Here is a 20,302-nt window from a genome sequence, read left to right on the forward strand (position 1 = left end):
ATGGAAGTTAATAAAGAGCGTGTAGATATACCAATTGCTGTCACTCTTCGTGATAAAATGAAGATTGTCCTGCTCCTTGCTTTTCCAGCAGTAGTAGAGAACTTCTTTCAGACATTTATTGGCTTTGTGGATGTCTATTTCGTCTCAAAGATAGGCTTAGCCGAAGTTTCTGCCATAGGGGCCACCAACGCCATACTGGCTATCTATTTTGCCGTCTTTATGGCTATCGGGGTGGCAGCAAACGTAAGGGTGGCAAATGCCCTGGGAGCGAAACAGGTAGAAAGGGCTCGGCATATAGCGCAGCAGGCCATCATACTCTCCATCCTTTTCGGCATTCTGACAGGTATCGTAACATTGTTTTTTGCACGCCCCCTGCTCACGCTCATGGGGCTGGAAGAGCAGGTGCTGGATATTGGAGAGAACTATTTCCGGGTTGTGGGTATTCCTTCCGTGTTCATGTCGCTCATGTTTGCGCTTAGTGCCAATTTACGGGGCTCGGGTAACACACGGGCACCCATGAAAGTCAGCATTCTCATCAACATCTTTCATGCGTTCCTGGGGTATGCCCTAATTTTTGGTTTCTGGATTTTTCCTGAAATGGGGGTGACAGGTGCTGCTTTGGCTACAGTTGCTTCCCGTGTACTTGGGGCTCTTCTGCTGGTCTACTACATCCAGCGGTCGGAGGTGCTGGCCTTCCGGAAGGACTTCTGGTCAGTTGACTGGGGCCATCAGAAGGAGCTTGCTACATTAGGCAGCCCTGCGGCCGGGGAGGTGCTCATCATGCGGGCAGGGCAGATCGTCTACTTCGGGTTCATCGTTTCGCTGGGAACCAACGTCTTCGCCGCCCATCAGATTGCCGGTAATGTGGAGGTAATCTCCTATATGGCAGGTTATGGCTTTGCCACAGCAGTTACTATACTGGCAGGACAGCAGATAGGTGCAGGAAGAATAGAGGAGGCGATTTCCTTCACAAAAATAGGGGCCTGGATGGCTGTAGGCATCATGGGTGTGCTGGGCTTACTGCTCTTTTTCCTGGGAGAGTGGGCTGGCAGTCTGTTCTCCGAAGACCCGGAGGTAATCTCTAAGATAGGGGACGCCCTGAAGGTTTCGGGTGCGTTTCAGCCTTTCCTGGCAGCCCTTTTAACGCTTACAGGCGCGTACCAAGCCGCTAATAATACGAAGTTCCCCATGTACCTGACGGCGGCTGGTATGTGGGCCATCCGCACCGTTCTGGTCTACTATCTTGGAATCACCCTGGGCTGGGGCCTTATTGGTGTCTGGATCGCCATTGGTATTGACATTGTGACCCGTGCAGGGGTCTTGGCCTATAAGTTTGCTAAGGGTACATGGATGAATCTGGAAAAGGAAGCAGAGGTGGAGTCACAATGTCACCCGCAGTCCATTAAAGAGACCATGTCTGACTGCGTTAACAATTACTAAATATGTACTAAATGACAATGCCACCGGGATATGTTAGCAAGAAGAAACTCAGCTAAATCTGTTGGTCAGCCACCACCAATTATCCAGGTACTAAAAGAGGCTAATCCAACCTATGAAGCTGTTTCATGTAAACAGAGATATAAATTAGCAGCACTAGCTTAGAAGTGGATAAAAGACCTTTAAGCATTGCGTGTCGCAGGTATAGTATAGAACGCTTTAATTACCTTACCAGCTTAAAATGTATAAACTTTTGATACTAGTATTATTGCTCGGGACTGGGCAGTATACTTTCGCACAGCACGAACAGCATAAGCCAACCCAGCAACAGCAGACTGAGATCTACACCTGCCCGATGCACCCCGAAGTGCAAACCTCAAAACCCGGTACATGCCCCAAGTGCGGTATGACGCTGGTAAAGAAAAAGCCACAAGCCCCTGCAAAACAACAGCAGCAACAGGCTCCACAAAAAAAAGCTGTTAAAGCCAAGCCTGCTGCCCCAGCAAAGCAACGTGTACAGCAGAAACAAGCACAGCCTGCTCAGAAACAAGCTCAACCTGCTCATCAACATGCACAGCCGACACAGCAAAAGCCAGTCACACCTGTACAGAACCCGGAGGAAAAAGAGAAGCCCATCCACAAAACAGGACACAAGCCAGAAAGCCCGGGACAGACCTATACTCCTCGCACCGTTCGGTATGACCTGTATGTACGGGATACCTTGGTCAACTTCACAGGAAAAACCAGAAGAGCCGTGGCTATAAACGGGAGCATTCCGGCACCTGCCTTAACCTTTACCCAGGGTGATACAGCCGAGATCTATGTGCATAATGAGATGGATGTGGAAACTTCTATCCATTGGCACGGCGTGTTTTTGCCCAACCGGTTCGATGGTGTTCCCTGGCTTACCCAGCAGCCGATCAAGCCCCATTCCACTTACCTCTACAAATTCCCGATCATCCAGAATGGTACTTACTGGTATCACAGCCACAGCGCCTTTCAGGAACAAAGCGGCATGTACGGTGCCCTGATCTTTAACAAGGTGAATGAACCGGATATGCCGGCTATACCGATCGTGCTTAGCGACTGGACCGATATGAACCCCAAAGAGGTATACCGTTCCTTGCGGAGCGCCAACGACTGGTTTGCGATCCGGAAAGGTGCTACCCAAGGCTATGCAGAGGCTATAAAGAAAGGCTACTTTGGCACCAAACTTAAAAATGAGTGGAAGCGGATGACGGCAATGGATGTGAGCGATGTGGCCTATGAGAAGTTTTTAACCAATGGGCAGGATATTGCAGAGCAAACCCATTTCACGGCAGGGGATGTAGTCAAACTCAGAGTAGTGAATGGCGGTGCTTCCACCTACTTCTGGCTGACCTACTCTGGTAGTAAGATTACGGTGGTGGGCAACGATGGCAACGATGTGGAGCCAGTGGAGGTGGATCGCCTGATCATTGCGCCTGCCGAAACCTACGATTTGCTGGTCACCATACCCGAGAGCATGCAGTACGAATTCCTGGCTACTGCCGAAGACCGCTCCAATACCACTTCGCTGTGGCTGGGCAGGGGCATGAAAATGAAGGCACAGCGTCTAGGCAAGCTGAACTACTTTGAAGGCATGAAGATGATGAACGACATGATGAAGATGAACGGGGACATGGAGCCGATGGGCATGGAAATGAGCAACCAGCAGATGGATATGAACCGCGTGATGTACCCGGAATCAGCAGCCCAGGACCACAGCATGCACGGAGAAGGGGCGACAAAACCTGCTGCTGATACAAGCATGCAGATGAAGCAGCAGGTTGACACCACCGCACACCAGGGCCATGATATGAAAGGATACGATATGCAGAACATGAACATGAGTGGCAGCAAGGACGAGATGGTCACCCTGAACTATGGCATGTTGCGCGCTCCTGAAGAAACAACCCTGAAGCCCGGCCCGGAGAAAGTATTGCGCTTTGAGCTTACCGGCAACATGAACCGCTATGTATGGACGATGGACAACAAGACGGTGTCAGAGTCGGACAGGATCCTGATCAAAAAAGGGGAGAATGTGAAGATCATCATGTTCAACAACTCCATGATGCGCCACCCCATGCACCTGCACGGGCACGATTTCCGGGTACTGAACAAACACGGAAAACATGCACCTCTAAAAAATGTACTGGACATACTTCCGATGGAGACAGACACGATTGAGTTTGCAGCTTCGGAGAGTGGTGACTGGTTTTTCCACTGCCACATACTCTACCACATGATTGCCGGCATGGGCCGTGTATTCACCTACCAAAACTCACCACCCAATCCTGAGATTCCGGATCCTGAGCGGGCCCAAAAGATGTTTAACCGCGAAGACAAGATTTTTCTGCCTTCAGCGATGGTAGGGCTGGAGAGCAATGGCAGCGACGGAGAGTTTGTACTTGGTAGCTCCCGGTACCAGATCTCCACTGAATGGAGGATTGGTTTTAAGAAGGAGTATGGTATTGAAAGCGAGACCTACTTTGGCCGTTATTTTGGAAAAATGCAATGGCTCTTTCCCTTCGTCGGCTTTGACTATCACTACAATAGTATAGAGAATGAGCCCGAGGAAAACATGTTCGGGCAGCTAAGCAACCAAGATAACCGGAAGGTGGCCGTGGCCGGGGTGCAGTATACCTTGCCTATGCTGATCGTGTCAGAAGCGAGGATAGACTCCAAGGGTAAGCTGCGGTTCCAGTTGCGGCGCGAAGATGTCCCACTAACAAGCCGCCTGCGCCTGAACCTGATGGGGAACACCGATAAAGAATACATGGCCGGCCTGCGATACATTGTAACCAAGTATATATCCCTATCAACGCATTACGACAGCGACATGAAGTATGGCGCTGGGCTTACATTTATTTATTAGGCTGTGTTAGCACAGGAAACAAATGTGCGTTTCTATTCTGGTTCGACATCTAAGGTATAATTAAAACGCTCTGTGGACCACTGCTCCTGGATCTTAATCATTTCAACAGTACTAACCTTTGTACTATCACAGCCAGGCTTTTTTACCTGAATGCTAGTATCATCAGGTGCATAAAATTTGTAGCTTTAAAGATTCATTCAGAACAAGAATTAAAATCGCTCTATACCTTAAAGCCACCTATACCGCTAAACAGCATGAACAGAAATCTTACAAAAACCCTTTATGCCCTTATACTTTGTGGCGCACTTACTTACTGCAACCAAGCAGCGCAGGAGCAGGAGGCCCCAATCGAACAGGAACAGGAGGCAGCACATGCCGAACATACGCCGAAAGTGAGCGAGGGAGCAGTGGTGATACAGGACCAGCCAGCTGCGGACACGCTGAAAGGCAGCCTGAAAGCAGAGGTGCACGGGCAGATCGGGAACGCACACATTATGATCAACTACCATTCTCCTGCTGTGCGCGGTCGTACTATCTGGGGTGGCCTGGTAGCGTATGACCAGGTATGGGTGACAGGTGCGCACTCTGCCACCAGCCTGAGCACTGATAAAGACATCACCATTGGAGGGAAGACATTGAAGGCTGGTAAGTATGCCCTTTTCACCATTCCGGGTAAGGACGAGTGGACAGTCATCCTCAACAAAAACTGGGAACAGCACCTGGCCGATGACTACTCCGAAGCGGAGGATGTGCTGCGGATCAAAGTAAAGCCGGAAGCAACCGCACAGCCACAGGAGCGTTTGCGCTACCAGATCGTATCGGAGACTGACGAAGAAGGGGCCATCGTCATCACCTGGGAGAAGCTAAAAGTAAACATTCCGGTTGCTGTATAAAAACTAAAAAAATCATCAAAAAGCCGCTTCAACTGGTGTCGAAGCGGCTTTTTTGGATTTAATAATAAACCAAAGTATATAAATATCGGTATCTCTATACTATTGAAAGCAGTGCTTATGGCATGCATCAGTTTCTAATCTGAAACTTAAAAGTTACTAAAAATGGAAAAAGGAAATTATAAGAAATTCTTCCTCATGCTGGGTGTCTCCTTTGTCATCATGTATGGGGTGATGTTTCTGAATGCAGACAAGTTCGACCATGTATACCTGAACCTGAACCGGCTTTATATGGCCTTGCTCATGATAGCTCCCATGGCGCTTGTCATGCTGGGGTTTATGTCCTCTATGTACAAAGATAAAAAGCTGAATGGCATCATAATAGGGGTAAGCCTGGCCGTAATGGCAGGAACCTTTCTACTGCTCAGAAGTCAATCGCTGGTGGGTGACAAGCAGTTCCTGAAGTCTATGATCCCGCATCATTCCTCTGCCATTCTGGTCAGTCAGGAATCCGATATTAAAGACCCGGAAGTGAAGAAACTAACGGAGCAAATCATCGAGTCGCAGGAAAAGGAAATTGCTGAAATGAAGGCGATCCTGAAGAGAATGGAGTAGGTACTTTGCTCACTTTTTCTGCTGGTTTTGTGAGCCATCTCTTTCATTTTCTTGTCTACGCTATTGGCTAGTTATTCATCGGCCATCCGGACTGCTCCTTGAAAGGGGTGGGCTCACATACTGCATGTGCTGATGCAGAAGGCCTATCAGTTCTATCTTATTCTTATCCTACAAAATAATCAGTATTTTAATTGCCGGCGCAGCAACTGCGCATTGATCGCCACGATTACCGTACTCAGGCTCATCAGGGCGGCGCCCACGGCAGGCGATATCATGATGCCTTGGTTATAAAGTACACCAGCCGCCAGGGGTAGTGCGATGACGTTATAACCTGTGGCCCAGATCAGGTTCTGGATCATTTTGCGGTAAGTGGCTTTGCCAAACAGGATAAGCGAGGCGATGTCCTGCGGGTTGCTGTTGACCAGAATAATGTCGGCTGTTTCGGCGGCTACGTCAGTGCCGGAGCCCACGGCAATCCCCACATCAGCCTGTGCCAGGGCAGGGGCGTCGTTCACACCGTCGCCGGTCATGGCCACAAACTCGCCCTGGTTTTGCAGTTCTTTCACTTTCTCCTGTTTCTGGTGCGGCAGCACATTGGCCAGGTAACCATCCATTTGCAGTTTGTCGCTCACGCTTTTGGCTACCCGTTCGTTATCACCGGTGAGCAGCAGGTTCTTGATGCCGTTCGCCTTCAGCACGCTTATGGCCTCTGCCGACTCTTCCCGTATCTGGTCGCGCATGGTGATGTACCCGACGGGCTTTCCTGCTACCAGCGTATAGACCACTGTTTCCACGCCTTCCTCTGCCTCGCTGGAAGGCACTTCAATGTTAAATTCCTTGATATAATTGGGACCCACCACCTTTACATCCTTGCCCTCTACCATACCTTCCAGTCCTTTGCCGGGCAGGTAGTTGAAAGACTGGGAGGGAGGCACCGCTATACCTTCGGCCTTCACTTTCCGGAGGATGCTCTGCGCGATGAAGTGCTCGGAGTTCTGCTCCACACCGGCTGCCAAACGCAGCATTTCCCGCTCGTCCAGAGCCTTGTCAAAGGTCACGACAGCGGCTATTTCATGCGAGCCTTGTGTAAGGGTGCCGGTCTTGTCGAAGATGATGGTAGTGATGAGGCGGGAGTTTTCGAACGCGGTGCGGTTACGGATAAGCAGGCCATTGTTGGCGGAAACAGCCGTGGAGATGGCCACCACCAGCGGCACGGCCAAACCCAGCGCATGCGGACAGGAGATGACCATGACGGTGACCATACGCTCCAGGGCAAAGGCAAGTTCATGGCCTAGCATAAGCCACACGGCAAACGTACCGAAACCGGCAATGAGGGCAATGTAGGTAAGCCATTTGGCAGCACGATCAGCCAGGCGTTGCGTCTCCGATTTGGTCTTCTGCGCGTCCTGCACCAGCTTGATCACTTTGTTAAGGTAGCTCTCTTTGCCGGTATATTCCACCCGCACCCGCAATGCCCCGTTTCCGTTGATGGAGCCGCCGATCACTTTGTCGTCCTTGTTCTTTTTGACTGGTTTGCTCTCGCCGGTCAGCATGCTCTCGTTGAGATAGCTTTCACCGTCTTCTACCACACCGTCAGCCGGTACTTTCTCGCCGGGTTTTACCAGAATCAAATCACCTTTCTGCAGGTCCTCAATGCGCACGCGAACGGTCTCTCCATCCTTAATCAGCATGGCTTCGGCCGGCATCATGCTCACCAGCAACTCCAGTGCTTTGGAGGCACCGAGCACGGAGCGCATTTCAATCCAGTGCCCCAGCAGCATGATCACAATCAGGGTGGCCAGCTCCCAGAAAAAGTCCATTCCTTCTAGCCCGAACACGATGGCAGTGCTGTAGAGGTAGGCTACGGTGATGGCCACCCCGATCAACGTCATCATACCCGGTGCGCCTTTCTTCACCTCCTCAACCAGACCCGTCAGGAAAGGCCAGCCACCATAAAAGTAGATGATGGAGGAAAGCACAAAAGCAATGTACATGCCGTAGGGCACATCCAGCGTAAAGCCCAGAATGTGCTGCACCATGGGGCTCAGGATGATGACAGGTACAGACAGCGCGAGCGAAAACCAGAAGCGCTTTTTGAAGTCCACGATCATCATGCGGTGATGGTCGTGGCCGTGCTCGCCGTGGCCGCTGTGGTCATGCCCGTCGTGCGGCGGGTGGCCGCCGGTGTCTTCGTGCATGGCGTGCTCGTGGCCGTGCAGCATTTTTTTCCCCAAGTGTTCTTTGGCTGCTTCTACGTGATTTTCAGCTTGTTTTTTGGGCCCATGGTGATGATGGTGATGCTCAGGATTGTTCTTCATAACTATCTGATCTGATGTTTAGTACTCTCGCCTTAATTTGCGGGCCAAATCAGGCGTAACAGCATCAGCATATACGCCATATGCATCCACCAAAACTCCCTTCACTCCTTTATCAGAGGAAACAGCATACACGACAGAATTATCATCCGGATTGCTGGCACCTTCAAACCGGTAAACTTCATCAATCTCAAATTCTTCAGGTTTTAACTCCAGGTGTAGCTGCGGGCATTCCAGACAGGTGGGCTGCAAATTAAAGTCTACTGCGTAGCCGCGCTCCCGTAAGTTGTTCAGCGTCTCGACCATCGTATCATACTTGTACTGTTTCATCTATTTAGCTTTAGTAAATATAATGATTTTGTTTGATTCTTTCTTGAAAATTAGTAAATGGAAAAGGCGCAGCTAGGGTGACTGCGCCTTCGGACTTAATGGTGGTGACCAGTCTCCAGGTATTTGCCTTGTGGGCCGACACCCTCTATATGTACGAGCTGAGCGCCATAATGTCCGGCCATGGCCACACAGTAGGCAGCACTGGTAAGAACAAGGGCAACAACCAGCACGCTCCAACGCTTCCCTTTAAACAAGAACTGATTTAACAATTGGGCTATCAGGCCTATTCCTCCTAGGTAGATGGTCCAGTCAGCGTAGAAGTCATGCTGTTCAAGCACCAGCTTGGCATGCGCTGTAAGGCCAGTTGTATGCGGGTGGTCGATTTCAGTTACATAGTAGGCCGTACTAAAGCTGATCAGAGTGGCTACGGTGGTGATCCAATCGAGCTCCTTGCGCAGAAACAGGATGTTGCACAGCTGGACGGCAGCAGCCACTAAAAGCAGCACGATGGGGAAATGCACGATCAAAGGGTGCTTATTTGGAAAATCATCCGGCCTGGCGTGGGCGGAAGCGGGGTCCTGCACGTGGGCTGCGTGCTCTTCGGGTGCTATCTGCTGCGGCGTAAGGGTATCTGGCACCTGCGAAATAGCCTCTGTCCGGGCGGTGCTGCCATGTTTCTCGCCTCCATGTGCGTAAAGCGGGGCTGTATGCATCAGACACAAAAGCAGGATGAATAGCATTGATAAAAGGGTATTTTTCATGATTTGTAAAAATTTAGCATTTATTGGGGTGTGATTAAACAGGATGTAAACTCTGGAAAGTACCTGTCCATGAGAGCTGGCAACACACCAGCTCGTAATATGCTAGCAAAGCGCTGCTGTCAGCCAGGCATTAGAAGCAAGGCAGCACATTAGGCTACACTTCCAGTACTATGCCGGCCCTTGGGCAGCTTTTTAATTTATAAAGCTGTAATCTCTTTGTCCATGGGTACGCATATGTCAATACAGGTTATCAATGGGTTGACGATCCGCTCCGCCCTGCTTCTTGTATATACTGGGGCTTATGCCGGTTACCTCTTTGAACTGCCCAGACAGGTGTTGCAGGCTTCTATAGCCTAACTTGGCCGCAATGGTACCAAGAGGGAGCTCTCCATAGGTTAGCAGTTCTTTAATGCGTTCCACCTTCTGCAGTATGATGTATCTGTTCAGGGCAATTCCCTCAGATGCTTTAAAGGCCGTACTGATTGTAGCGTAATCCTTCCCAAGCTCCATGGCCAGGTGCGTGGACAGATTTGTAGATAGGGTGGCAAGCCTGTCTGCAGAGATCAGGTCAATAACAATTACCTTGATGCTTTCCACAAGCTTTTCTCGCTTGCTGTGAAGCAGTTCAAACCCTTTGCTAACCAGTGCCGCTTCTATAGCGGTTTCATCCAACCGGTCACTCTGCTCGATTAGGGCCGTGCCAAGCTTTACTTCCAGTACTTGCAGGCCGAGGTTTTCAAGTTCCTGGCGCACTACCATGATGCAGCGGGGACATACCATGTTTTTAATGTGTAGCACCTTGAGGTGCCGACTCTCTTCACTCATTTTCACGAATTGAATATGAAGCGAAATCTTTGCTTCACTTGTTGGACAAACTAACTTAACACGACGCTGAAAGCCTTTCTGCATACCAGGAATTTGGTATAGGGCAGGGGACAGAAGGTCGTTTGCATCGGTGCTTGAAAGCATAGGCTTTCAAGCACCGATGCAGAACAAGTACAGTTTGTGCATCAAATAATAAGAGAGTGCAGGAATACCCTGATATCGGGTATTTTAGGTACAGGGGCATCGGGGGGAGTATACGTTACATCTGTAATATGGCTCTTGTACAGGAAACCCAGCACTGCCTGATAGAAGGTGTCCATGAAGGCAATAGGTGCTTTTACAAGCTGGGAAAGCTCCACGGATGGGGAGGATTTGAGAAAAGGAGCGTACTCTTGTTCTACGCAACAGCCAGTGTCTTCCGTTGACGAAGCAGGATGCTCACCGCTTTGGTGTGCACTCCTGTCACCGTGATGCGCGGATGTAGGGGTTCCATGTCCAGGAGAGTGACTGTGTTCTCCATGTCCCGTGCTATGGTGGTGTGCTGTAGAAGCGACAGGTTGAAGCCGCTGTACCAGGTGCGGCAGGTTGCAAGCCAGCTGAACAAGGTACAAGTGTACGAAGACCGTTAGGAGAAACAGTCCCGTAAAACTTATATTCTTGTTATGCCTGGTTCTTTTCATGAAGCAAAGCTGCAATCGGACAGGGTACTGTCCGATGCGCATGATAAATATATAGAAAAAGTATTACCTAAACCTACTCTTAGGCAGGGCACGACTGGCTACTTGCTGCATCGCCTCCGTTCGGACTCACTCGCCAAATACTTCGTACCGACCTTGGCAGGCGCACAGGTATAATAAGTTAAGTCATGCGTGAGCCACAGTTAGACCCACGCATGAATGGTTTTAGTTGAACACTTCCTCGATGCTACCGCATTCTAGCATGCTCTCGCCAAAGTATGGGTTACGGATTTCCCCATCAGCGCTCAGCCAGTAGGCGCCTTGGTTGTTGTTGGCCATGGGGCAGTGCTGGTAGAATAAAGTAGCGGTGGAAGCACCAAAGGCTTTGGTCAGGGCAAAAGTAGCTTCAGAAAGCAACTCTAACTGGCCACGCTGCACCGCCAGATCAGCTGCCTCTGCCATTTTGGAAGCGCTTTGTTTGACCTCTGCTATTCTTTCTTCCGCGAAGGCTTTTTGTTCTCCTGCCAGTCCTGCCGCATCTACTTTTTCAGCTGCAGCCAGCAGCGTTTTGGCTTCATCCTGCGCTTGCTGAGCATCAGAAGCAACCAGGTCGTCTTTCAGCTTCAGGAAGCTGTCCAACACTGCAGCAATTTGCTCTTTTACAGGTGCTGCTACAGCTGTGTAGTCCGGAGCCTCTACTACTAGTGAGTTACTGGCAGGCATTTCATCACCATGTGCCATGCCTTCATGGTGTTCGTGGCTTTCTGTTTCGGTTGCAGAGGTTTCTTGTTTAGCCTCTGAACAGGAGGTAAACAGAAATGCTGCCAGGGCGGCTGCGATTAGGGGTTGTTTCATCGTTGGTTTGGTTAATTGTTTATGTAAGGATTTAATTTAAATTCAACTGGACTTAAAGAAAGCAGTGAGACAAACAGTGAGCAGAACGTTACAACCTGTTCCGGTATTCTCCTTTTACTTCCATGTTACTGCATGTACTTCCGGTAATTTTCTTCAGAGGCAAAGTAGAGCACATCGCCGTTGGCACCGCCGGGTTTCAGGGCGATGAAGGCCAGCGACTTGTCCACCTCCTCCCCGGTTACCGGATCAACGGCATGGCGTACTTTCCGCTGCTGCTGGATGGTGTTTACGCACATTTCGCAACAGCCGTAGTACATTTTGTTTTCGAATGGTACAGGGAACTGCTTTTTACCCATATAGGCGTTGTTGACCATACAAACCAGGTCTTTAGGCAGGCCCTCCCTGGTCATCAGGTCTTCCGCGGAAGGATCAGCCTGTGTTTGGGGAGTGGCAATCGCCATGTGGTTTGCGTGGGGGACGGGTGCCGCTGCAGTTGTTTGGGCCGCGGCGGCAGCCTGGGTCTCGGCGGTCTTTTCTGAAGTGCACGATGCCAGTAGGATTGCTGACAAGGCTGCGGTATACAGCAGGTTCTTTTTCATGGACAAGGAAATAAATTAAGTTGTAAACTGTTCAAATAACACCAGCCCGAGGGCCAGCAGTAGAGCCAGGTAGAGCAGCCGCTTCGGCCAGCTGTTCTTTTTTTCAGGCGCTTGCTCATCGCCGGTTCTGCAACATTCCTTCATCGTATACTTAGTGCTGATGGCCGGCCATCGGGTCAGCCCCTTGCTTCAAAACAAACTCGCTGTACAGAAGGTAGGCCCCGCTCACCACGACCCTGTCGTTTTCCTTTAAGCCGGAAAGAATGGCCACGCTGTCGGCGCTCGCTGCTCCCAGTTTTACCATTTGAGCTTTGAAGGTATCCTTGCCCGACTGCACCCACACATGGCTGCCTTTGCTGTCCCGGAGCACCGCATCGGTTGGCAGGGTAAGGGACTTGCCGTTCGGGTTGCGCAGGATAACGCTTGCCTGCATGCCCGGCAGGTATTGCTGGTTGGGGTTAGGGAGTTCGGCGCGAAGGGTGGCCACCTGGCTACCTGCCTTGAACTCCGGACTGATGAAGGTCACTGTTGCGGAGACGGGCGTTTGACTGAAGCCTTCGACCGCGACTTTCAATGCATCGCCTTCATTTACACGGGCAAGCTCCTGGGGATACACTTCGGCTTCTACCCAGATTTTGTCGAGCCTGCCCAGGCGGTACAGAATCCCTCCCTCAGCCACGTACTGGCCTTCGGCTGCTGCGACTTCGGTCACCACACCGCTAACGGGGGCGACAAACGTGATACGCGGGCTCACCTGCCCGGAACTAGCCAGACGTTGAATTTGCGCCTCTGTCAGTCCGTATAGCAGGAGCTTCTTTTTGGCAGCTTCCAGAAAGGAAGTGAAACGCGGGTTTTCTTGCCCCAGCTCCTGGTTTTGCCGGAGCGCCAGCAGGTATTCGCGTTGCAGCGTCAGAAGATCTTCCGAGTACAGCTCGTAAAGCGGCTGTCCTTTTTTTATAGGCTGGCCGCTTTCTTTCAGGTATAGCTTCTCGATGCGGCCGGCGGCGCGGCTGCTCACCACATCGGTCTGCGTTTCGTCGAGCACCAGTTTGCCGGTAAGGATCGCGTTGCTCCCCACGGAGCCAAACTTGATGCGTTTGGTTTTGATGTTGCCCAGGGCAATCTGGCTTTGGCTCAGCATCAGTTCCCCGTTTTCCTTACCCGTCTGTGACACCGGCACCAGGTCCATGAAGCAGATAGGGCAGGTACCGGGCTCGTTCTGAACGATCTGCGGGTGCATCGGGCAGGTATAGGTTGCTGATTCGCCATCAGCATGCGTTTTTTCCTCCACCGAACAGGCAGCTACAAGTATAGCTGTCAGCAGGAAGAGTATGTTCAAATATCGTCTCATGGGTCTCTTTAATTATTAACCTTGATAAAGCTTTCACTGTCGACCAGGAACTGGGCGTTGGTGGCGATCACATCGGTTTGCTCCAGGCCAGCCGTGATCTGGATCTCATGCCCTGCGCTGGCGCCTGTGGTCACTGCTACCGGTTCGAACACACCGTTCGCTTTCCGGAAGGCCACCGTTTTGGTGCCGATATCCAGCACCGCCGCCTGGGGTACCCAGAGGGCAGGAGCCGTGTCGACGCTGGCTTTTGCGGTGACCAGTTGCCCCACCATTGCCAGTTTTGCATTACCTGGCAGGTATACCCGCACTTTGGCAAAGCTCTCCCCCTCGTCGAAGAACGGCTGAAAGAAATCCACCTTGCCATCAAGCTGCTCACCTGGGATTTGTGGGAAAGAGATCTTCACCGGCTTGCCTTTGGACAGGGCCTGTATCTGTCCGGCAGGCACATTAAACTCGGCCCACAGTTGCTCGGCATTCACCACCTGCACCAGCGGCTGCCCTACGCTTACATACATGCCTTCGCGCAACTGGATGGCCTGTCCGGCTGGATTAGTTGAAGCCCCGGAAGTAGGTGTTGGGGTTGCGGCGCCGCCTCCGCCCATGGCGTCCATGCCGCCACCGGAGCCGGCTGCAGGAGTAGCTGCGGCCATACCGGTAGAAGCGGCCGGAGAAGCTGTATTGAGATCAATTACGTAGCCGTCGTAGGGGCTATAGAGCGTGAAGGTATAACTCTCTTCGCCTTTGCGGATAAGGCGGTTTATCTGTTCGTTGGTGGCCCCGAGGTACTGCAGTTTTTGCCTGGCGGAAGCGATCAGCTGTTGATCTTCAGGTGAAGCCTTCACCAGGTAGAGCAGTTCGCGCTGCGCCGTGATCAGGTCCGGGCTGTACACCTCCATCAGCTTCTGCCCCTTGCGGATCGGCTGGAAATTGTATTTGACATACAGCTTTTCGATGCGGCCGCCCACGCGGGCGGGGACCGTGTAAACGCGCCGCGGATCATAGGTGATGATGCCGTCCATCTGCACGGTGGTCTGAGTCGCCTTTTGCGCAGGCTTTGTCGTGGTAATGCCGGCTACCACCGTGCCAGTCGTCGGTTTCAGCAGAAACGCCAGGTCCTCGGTAATTTCAACGCCTTCGCCATGTACGGTTTTGGGGACTAAATCCATACCGCAGACAGGGCAGGTGCCGGGCTTGTTCTGCACAATTTGCGGGTGCATGGGGCAGGTATACTCCGTTTCACCCTCTGCATGTGTTTTTTCCTCCACCGAGCAGGCAGCTACCAGTAGCGCTGTCAACAGGAAGAGTATGTTCAAATATCGTCTCATGTTTGATTTTGAGTGAGTGATCGAGTGGCTGTGTGTCAAGGTTTGAATCAAATCCTTTGCACAGTCACTCAACCGCAATTTATTTCTCTATTTCTTTTTCATAGCTCACCGTCATCTGATAGAGTGACTGGAGAAGCTTGAGATACTCCATCTGCGCCATGTTCAGGGCTTCCCAGGCGTCGATCACCAAAGGCAGCTCCTCGCTGTTCTGCTCATAGGCCAGCAGGGTCACATCGTAGTTCTTCTTCAGCGCCGGGAGGATCCTGTTGTTGTAATTTTCAACCTGCACACGCATCGTGTTCAGTTCGAGTGCCATGGTTCGCGCCATGCCCTCCGCCTCGTTGAGCATGGCTTCCCGCTCACGCTGCATGGCCTGTATTTCCAGGTTCATGGCCTTGGTGTTGGCCTTGTACATCTTCGACGACCAGGGGGCGATCGGGATCGAGACCATACCCATGGCCGTGAACTGCTGCGGCATCATGTTGTCGCGCGGGTACATGTGGTCAAAACGGATGCCGAAATCCGGCAGGCGTTCCTTTTTCTCCATCTCCACGTTCAACTGCATCGATTGAATCGTTCTATCCACTTGGCGGATGTCGCTGCGAGCGCTGCTCAGGTAGGTGGTGTCCACGGTCAGCTGGTCAGGCACGGGGACCGCTACGGCGGTATCGATTTTATACTTCTGCTCTTTGGGCAGATTCATGAGGATATTGAGCTGCACGTTCTGCTGTTCGATCTGCGTAGCGGTCATCACCTGCATGTTCTTCACCTCGTGCAGCCGGGCTTCTGCTTTGTACACACCGCCCAGTTTGCCCTGGCTGTAAGGGTAGCGGATACGGGCCAGCTTCAGCATGTATTCCATGATCCGCTCGTTGTCTTTGAGCACGGCCAGTTGTTTTTCCAGCACCACCCAGTTGTAGTAGGCGGTTTTAGCTTGCGCACGAAGCTGGTTATAGGTCACATCCTTCGCCGCCTGCTCGACGCCTGCTCGCGACTGCATGTATTTCTCCTTGGCGCGAAGCTTTACCGGGTTGGGTATGTCCTGTTCTGCTGAGATCATAAAGGAGCCTTTATCGCGTTCATCCATGACCTTAGCACCCGGGTAAGGGGCCATGAACACACCACCGCCTACCATGGGCGCCATCCAGCTCTTTGCGCCTTCAGCGTAGGCATCCATCGCTTTTGCCTTATAGTTGTACTGTTGCAGCATCGGATTATTGTTGCTGATGCGCTGCAGTACGCTGTCTAAGTTGATGGTGTGTTGCTGCTGGGCCAGCACCGGGGTGCCAGCCAGCAACACAAACACAAACAACCAATTTATTTTCTTAATGCTTAACATCGTATATCTCTAATTTGCCGTGCTTCTTTAACTCATACTCTTTCGTCATTTCAAACACCACCGGGGTTACCAGCAGGATATGGATGGAAGAGGTAAGAACCCCTCCGATCAGCGGCAGCACGATCGGGAGCATGACGTCAGTGCCCACACCAGTTGCCCAAAGCACCGGGATCAGGCCGAACAGCGATACCGACACGGTCATGATCTTGGGGCGAAGGCGTTTTACCGCTCCTTTGAACACATAGTCCCGGATGTCCTGCTTGGTGATGGTCTCGCTGCTGTTGCCTTTCAGCGTCACCAGCTCGTGTATGGCCTCGTTCAGGTATACCACCATCAGCATACCGGTTTCGATGGCCATACCAAACAGGGCGATGAAGCCTACTGCCACCGCTACCGATAAGTTGACGCCATAGAAGTAGACAATGAATACCCCGCCGATCAGGGCAAACGGGATGGTGATCAGGCTGAAGAAGGCTTCTTTCAAAGAGTTGAAAGAGAAGTAAAGAATAAAGAAGATGATGAGGACCACCAGCGGAAGTATGATTTGCAGGGTCTGGTTGGCGCGCACCTGGTTTTCCCACTGACCGCTCCATTCCAGGTAATAGCCGTTGGGCAGACCGGTCACTTCTGTATTTATCTTCTCAATGGCTTCCTTCACAGTGCTACCCAGGTCGCGGTCGCGCACGTTAAAGAGCACGGCCCCGCGCAGCTGCGCATTCTCTGAGTATATCATCGGAGGCCCTTCGGTAAAACGCACCGTGGCAACCGAAGAAAGCGGAATAGTACCTGCCGAAGCCGTCTGTATGGGGATGCGCTCAATCCGCTCCACGCTGTTGCGGTATTCCTGTGCCAGGCGTACGTTAATGGAGAAGCGCTTGCGCCCTTCAATGGTATTATCTATCGGTGCGCCACCCAATGCAGACTCCACGATCATGTTCACGTCGTCTACGGTCAGGCCATAGCGGCTGAGGGCTTCCCGATTGATGTCTATTTCCAGGTATTTGCCGCCTGTGATCGGCTCTACGAACAGGTCATTTACGCCTTCGACATCACGCAAGGCAGACCGGACTTTTTCCGATACCGACGCGATAGAGTCCAGGTTCTGTCCATACACTTTCACGCCCACGTCGGTCCGGATGCCGGTAGCCAGCATGTTGATGCGGTTGATGATGGGCATGGTCCACCCATTTACCACACCCGGGATCTGTAGCTTGCTGTCGAGTTCCCGGATGATATCCTGTTTGGTGATGCCTTCGCGCCATTCCGACCGTGGTTTGAGCATAATGATCGTTTCGATCATGCTGATCGGGGAATTGTCGGTGGCCGTACTGGCGCGACCCGCTTTGCCCAACACACTCTCCACTTCAGGCACTGATTTGATGATCTTGTCCTGCACCTGCAGAATGCGCTTGGCCTCGGCGTTGGAAATGTCAGGCAATGTTACCGGCATGAACAGGATAGAGCCTTCGTCCAGCGGCGGCATAAATTCGGTGCCCAGGCTCATGAGCATGGGGATGGAAACCAACAAGGCCAGAATGTTGACCCCGATGGTGGTTTTACGCCACTTCAGGCACCACTTCAGCACCGGTCCGTACACCCATTCCAACGCCCTGTTGATCGGGTTGGCGCTTTCTTCTTTAAACTTCCCTTTTAAGAAAAAGGAGATGAGCACTGGTGTCAGCGTGATGGCTATGATGGCATCCACGATGAGGATAAATGTTTTTGTCCAGGCCAGCGGGCCGAACAGCTTGCCTTCCTGGCCGGTGAGCAGGAATACCGGCAGGAAAGAGGTTATGACGATCACGGTACTCCAGAACACGCTGGGCCCCACCTGCTTGGCAGCCTTCTCGATGATCCGGATTCTATCTTCTTTTGATAATTTCATGTTGAGTTTCTTCTTGAAAGACTACAGTTAATCCTCCCATGGTTTGCCCTTGCTCGCGTCAGCCAGATGGCGGTAGGAGTTTTCTACCATCACAATCGCATCGTCCACGATCACACCGATTGAAAGGGCAATGCCGGTAAGCGACATGATATTGGAAGAGATACCGAAGGCGTTGAGCAGTATAAAGCCAATGGCGACTGACAGGGGCAGCTGAATTATGATGACCAGTGCGCTGCGCCAGTGGAAGAGGAACAGAAACACAATCACGGAGGCTACCAGCATCTCTTCAATCAGGGTCTTTTTGATGGAGTCCACCGATTCGTTGATCAGGCCGCTGCGGTCGTAAACGATGTTGAACTTCACGCCCTCGGGAAGGCCTTTGGCGACCTCTTCCATCTTCACTTTCACGAGGTCGATCACTTCTTCGGCATTCTCGCCGTAGCGCATCACCACAATGCCGCCCACCGCTTCGCCCTCGCCATTTAGGTCGAAAATGCCCAGGCGGCTTTCCCCTGTCATCTGCACCGAGGCCACATCGCGCACCCGCACCGGTATGGAGTTGTTGGTGGCGATGGCAATGTTCTGGATCTCTTCCGTAGATTGTAAATAGCCTGTGGTTTTGATGATATAGCCGATGTCGGATAGTTCGAATTTACGGCCACCGGCTTCGTTATTATTGGAGCGGATGGCCTGGATAACCTGCGGCACCGAGAGTTTATAGTAGGTAAGTTTATTAGGATCCAGCGTGATCTGGTATTGCCTCTGGAAACCGCCAAAGGAGGCCACTTCGCTGACGCCTTTCACGTTCTGCAGCGCAAACTTCACATACCAGTCCTGGACGGCGCGTTGCTCCCCCAGGTCCATGCCTGGGGCGTCCAGGGTGTACCACAGGATATGGCCCACGCCGGTACCGTCTGGTCCCAGGGTAGGGGTGACGTCTTCCGGCAGCATGTTGCCAACAGAGTTGAGGCGTTCCAGCACGCGGGTCCTTGCCCAGTACACATCTGTTTCGTCTTCAAAGATGACGTAGATAAAGCTCATGCCGAACATGGAGCTGCCCCGCACATACTTCACTTGGGGCAAACCCTGCAGGTTGGTTACGAGGGGGTAAGTGATCTGGTCTTCGATAATCTGTGGGCTGCGGCCCATCCATTCGGTAAAAACGATCACCTGGTTTTCAGACAAATCCGGGATGGCATCCACCTTGTTTGTCTGTACTGAATACAAGCCCCATCCGAATAGAACCGCCGAGATGAGCAGAACGATATACCGGTTACGGAGCGAAAGAGAAATTAACTTCGCAATCATGTGAATTTGAATTAACCTTAACAGGAAAGAAGGAGCTACTGAAAAGCAGCAAGTATAGAGTGAGGCCAACGTATAAGTATGATCTGAGTAGCCTGAATCTTTATAAAAGACACAGCTACGCCAGTCACATTATGGCATCCACAATCTGTAAGGTCAAATCAGGAAGGTTTGCAACAGCACAGGTATGTCGCGGGTAATAGGGGGGGATTTATACAGCGCGTAGGTAGACGCTTGTTCTGCTTCAGGAGCAAATAGCTGAAGTATAACCACTTTAAAAGCGGCTACAAATTTCAGGTCTAAGGCTTTGGTAAGAAGTTGTGCGTTGGAATCTGAGGCGGCATCAGCTTGCTCCAGGTGGAGCGTGTGGTCATCGCAGCAGGCGGATGCAGAATCGTCTGAGCCAGGCACGTTATGGCAGGATGGCAGTTTTTGTTGCTGCTGTTCCATCGGGCAATCTGCCTTGGCTCCGAAAAAGGAAAGATCCTCTAACTCACCCTCACACAAATGCATGCCCACCGAGATGCCGGTCGAAGAGACAAGCACCACGAAGGTCAGGACAAGTAGGATCAGGTGACGGATCAGCTTCATAGTGTGACTTAAACTTTTGCAAAGATAAAGCATATGTAACAGAGTTTGTTACATAAATAGCGGAATGTTTTATAAATTCTTTGCGAAACAACCCATCAGGCGTATGATCGCGCGGATGGATTATAATTTAAATAAGAGCTATTATGAGGTTTCTGACAACAGGGAAATGCTTACTCCCTTTTGTTTAATACTGCTTGAAGATTATCTACACTGCCGTGTGTTGTGTCCATAAGATACGTTGGCAGATAGAAACTTCCTGGCTTATTGTGGGAAAACTCATTCCGACTGAAACCAAACCTTTAACAA

The 20,302-nt window shown here is 51.5% G+C and carries 17 protein-coding genes and 1 pseudogene; 5 read left to right on the forward strand and 13 right to left on the reverse strand.

From position 1 onward, the window contains the following. The 4 genes from C1N53_RS21850 (at window position 1) to C1N53_RS21865 (ending at window position 5,838) form a co-directional block, all read left to right on the forward strand. Window positions 1–1,440 carry an MATE family efflux transporter gene (locus C1N53_RS21850; RefSeq protein WP_137761619.1) on the forward strand — a complete coding sequence of 480 codons (1,440 nt, stop codon included), beginning with the start codon at window positions 1–3 and terminating at the stop codon, window positions 1,438–1,440. 352 nt (window positions 1,441–1,792) lie between these two features. Beyond that, window positions 1,793–4,333: a multicopper oxidase domain-containing protein gene (locus C1N53_RS21855; RefSeq protein ID WP_137761704.1), complete on the forward strand. Its 2,541-nt coding sequence runs from the start codon at window positions 1,793–1,795 to the stop codon at window positions 4,331–4,333. Between the two features lie 254 nt (window positions 4,334–4,587). Continuing rightward, on the forward strand, window positions 4,588–5,226 hold the full coding sequence (locus C1N53_RS21860; RefSeq protein WP_137761620.1) for a DUF2911 domain-containing protein: 639 nt from the start codon (window positions 4,588–4,590) through the stop codon (window positions 5,224–5,226). A 162-nt stretch (window positions 5,227–5,388) separates the two neighbouring features. Continuing rightward, window positions 5,389–5,838, forward strand: coding sequence for a DUF305 domain-containing protein (locus C1N53_RS21865; RefSeq protein ID WP_137761621.1), 450 nt, complete (start codon window positions 5,389–5,391; stop codon window positions 5,836–5,838). A 179-nt stretch (window positions 5,839–6,017) separates the two neighbouring features. On the opposite strand, the gene C1N53_RS21870 is transcribed toward C1N53_RS21865, so the two are convergent. Beyond that, window positions 6,018–7,952: a copper-translocating P-type ATPase gene (locus C1N53_RS21870; protein ID WP_371415971.1), complete on the reverse strand. Its 1,935-nt coding sequence runs from the start codon at window positions 7,950–7,952 to the stop codon at window positions 6,018–6,020. Between C1N53_RS21870 and C1N53_RS23035 the strand changes: the two genes are divergently transcribed. Then, window positions 7,866–8,171 (forward strand): hypothetical protein, encoded by a 306-nt coding sequence (locus C1N53_RS23035; protein WP_371415973.1) that lies wholly within the window; start codon window positions 7,866–7,868, stop codon window positions 8,169–8,171. The genes C1N53_RS21870 and C1N53_RS23035 overlap by 87 nt on opposite strands. Window positions 8,172–8,174: 3 nt before the next feature. On the opposite strand, the gene C1N53_RS21875 is transcribed toward C1N53_RS23035, so the two are convergent. From C1N53_RS21875 to C1N53_RS21930, 12 genes and pseudogenes are all read right to left on the reverse strand, one after another. Further along, window positions 8,175–8,483 carry a phosphoribosylpyrophosphate synthetase gene (locus C1N53_RS21875; protein ID WP_168194102.1) on the reverse strand — a complete coding sequence of 103 codons (309 nt, stop codon included), beginning with the start codon at window positions 8,481–8,483 and terminating at the stop codon, window positions 8,175–8,177. A 95-nt stretch (window positions 8,484–8,578) separates the two neighbouring features. Further along, window positions 8,579–9,244: a hypothetical protein gene (locus C1N53_RS21880; RefSeq protein ID WP_137761623.1), complete on the reverse strand. Its 666-nt coding sequence runs from the start codon at window positions 9,242–9,244 to the stop codon at window positions 8,579–8,581. A gap of 237 nt (window positions 9,245–9,481) precedes the next feature. Further along, window positions 9,482–10,069 (reverse strand): AraC family transcriptional regulator, encoded by a 588-nt coding sequence (locus C1N53_RS21885; protein ID WP_137761624.1) that lies wholly within the window; start codon window positions 10,067–10,069, stop codon window positions 9,482–9,484. A gap of 185 nt (window positions 10,070–10,254) precedes the next feature. Continuing rightward, entirely contained in the window at window positions 10,255–10,749 is a 495-nt protein-coding gene (locus C1N53_RS21890) for a hypothetical protein (RefSeq protein WP_137761625.1), read from the reverse strand. 222 nt (window positions 10,750–10,971) lie between these two features. Beyond that, on the reverse strand, window positions 10,972–11,601 hold the full coding sequence (locus C1N53_RS21895) for a DUF3347 domain-containing protein (protein WP_137761626.1): 630 nt from the start codon (window positions 11,599–11,601) through the stop codon (window positions 10,972–10,974). Window positions 11,602–11,726: 125 nt separating this feature from the next. Then, on the reverse strand, window positions 11,727–12,170 hold the full coding sequence (locus C1N53_RS21900) for a hypothetical protein (protein ID WP_137761627.1): 444 nt from the start codon (window positions 12,168–12,170) through the stop codon (window positions 11,727–11,729). A 45-nt stretch (window positions 12,171–12,215) separates the two neighbouring features. Further along, window positions 12,216–12,344, reverse strand: a complete 129-nt coding sequence (locus C1N53_RS22895) for a hypothetical protein (RefSeq protein WP_256377517.1) — start codon at window positions 12,342–12,344, stop codon at window positions 12,216–12,218. A 7-nt stretch (window positions 12,345–12,351) separates the two neighbouring features. Then, window positions 12,352–13,551, reverse strand: coding sequence for an efflux RND transporter periplasmic adaptor subunit (locus tag C1N53_RS21905; protein ID WP_137761628.1), 1,200 nt, complete (start codon window positions 13,549–13,551; stop codon window positions 12,352–12,354). Window positions 13,552–13,559: 8 nt separating this feature from the next. Continuing rightward, the gene (locus C1N53_RS21910; RefSeq protein ID WP_137761629.1) at window positions 13,560–14,876 is read right to left on the reverse strand and encodes an efflux RND transporter periplasmic adaptor subunit; all 1,317 of its coding nucleotides are present in this window, start codon (window positions 14,874–14,876) and stop codon (window positions 13,560–13,562) included. Window positions 14,877–14,955: 79 nt separating this feature from the next. Next, on the reverse strand, window positions 14,956–16,215 hold the full coding sequence (locus tag C1N53_RS21915) for a TolC family protein (protein ID WP_137761630.1): 1,260 nt from the start codon (window positions 16,213–16,215) through the stop codon (window positions 14,956–14,958). Next, window positions 16,202–19,408: pseudogene (locus C1N53_RS23040) on the reverse strand (efflux RND transporter permease subunit). Before C1N53_RS23040 ends, C1N53_RS21915 begins: the two are co-directional and overlap by 14 nt. A gap of 153 nt (window positions 19,409–19,561) precedes the next feature. Next, window positions 19,562–19,996: a hypothetical protein gene (locus tag C1N53_RS21930; protein WP_137761633.1), complete on the reverse strand. Its 435-nt coding sequence runs from the start codon at window positions 19,994–19,996 to the stop codon at window positions 19,562–19,564. Window positions 19,997–20,302: the final 306 nt, after the last annotated feature.

The sequence above is a fragment of the Pontibacter sp. SGAir0037 genome (assembly GCF_005491705.1).
In the GTDB taxonomy this organism is placed as follows: Bacteria; Bacteroidota; Bacteroidia; order Cytophagales; family Hymenobacteraceae; genus Pontibacter.

Excerpts from the sequence above, each read along its gene's own strand:
- C1N53_RS21915 (WP_137761630.1), bottom strand. The coding sequence starts at position 16,215 with ATGTTAAGCATTAAGAAAATAAATTGGTTGTTTGTGTTTGTGTTGCTG.
- C1N53_RS21850 (WP_137761619.1), top strand. The coding sequence starts at position 1 with ATGGAAGTTAATAAAGAGCGTGTAGATATACCAATTGCTGTCACTCTT.
- C1N53_RS21875 (WP_168194102.1), bottom strand. The coding sequence starts at position 8,483 with ATGAAACAGTACAAGTATGATACGATGGTCGAGACGCTGAACAACTTA.
- C1N53_RS21855 (WP_137761704.1), top strand. The coding sequence starts at position 1,793 with ATGCACCCCGAAGTGCAAACCTCAAAACCCGGTACATGCCCCAAGTGC.
- C1N53_RS21860 (WP_137761620.1), top strand. The coding sequence starts at position 4,588 with ATGAACAGAAATCTTACAAAAACCCTTTATGCCCTTATACTTTGTGGC.
- C1N53_RS21895 (WP_137761626.1), bottom strand. The coding sequence starts at position 11,601 with ATGAAACAACCCCTAATCGCAGCCGCCCTGGCAGCATTTCTGTTTACC.
- C1N53_RS21910 (WP_137761629.1), bottom strand. The coding sequence starts at position 14,876 with ATGAGACGATATTTGAACATACTCTTCCTGTTGACAGCGCTACTGGTA.
- C1N53_RS21885 (WP_137761624.1), bottom strand. The coding sequence starts at position 10,069 with ATGAGTGAAGAGAGTCGGCACCTCAAGGTGCTACACATTAAAAACATG.
- C1N53_RS22895 (WP_256377517.1), bottom strand. The coding sequence starts at position 12,344 with ATGAAGGAATGTTGCAGAACCGGCGATGAGCAAGCGCCTGAAAAAAAG.
- C1N53_RS21905 (WP_137761628.1), bottom strand. The coding sequence starts at position 13,551 with ATGAGACGATATTTGAACATACTCTTCCTGCTGACAGCTATACTTGTA.
- C1N53_RS21880 (WP_137761623.1), bottom strand. The coding sequence starts at position 9,244 with ATGAAAAATACCCTTTTATCAATGCTATTCATCCTGCTTTTGTGTCTG.
- C1N53_RS21930 (WP_137761633.1), bottom strand. The coding sequence starts at position 19,996 with ATGAAGCTGATCCGTCACCTGATCCTACTTGTCCTGACCTTCGTGGTG.
- C1N53_RS21870 (WP_371415971.1), bottom strand. The coding sequence starts at position 7,952 with ATGATGATCGTGGACTTCAAAAAGCGCTTCTGGTTTTCGCTCGCGCTG.
- C1N53_RS21890 (WP_137761625.1), bottom strand. The coding sequence starts at position 10,749 with ATGAAAAGAACCAGGCATAACAAGAATATAAGTTTTACGGGACTGTTT.
- C1N53_RS21865 (WP_137761621.1), top strand. The coding sequence starts at position 5,389 with ATGGAAAAAGGAAATTATAAGAAATTCTTCCTCATGCTGGGTGTCTCC.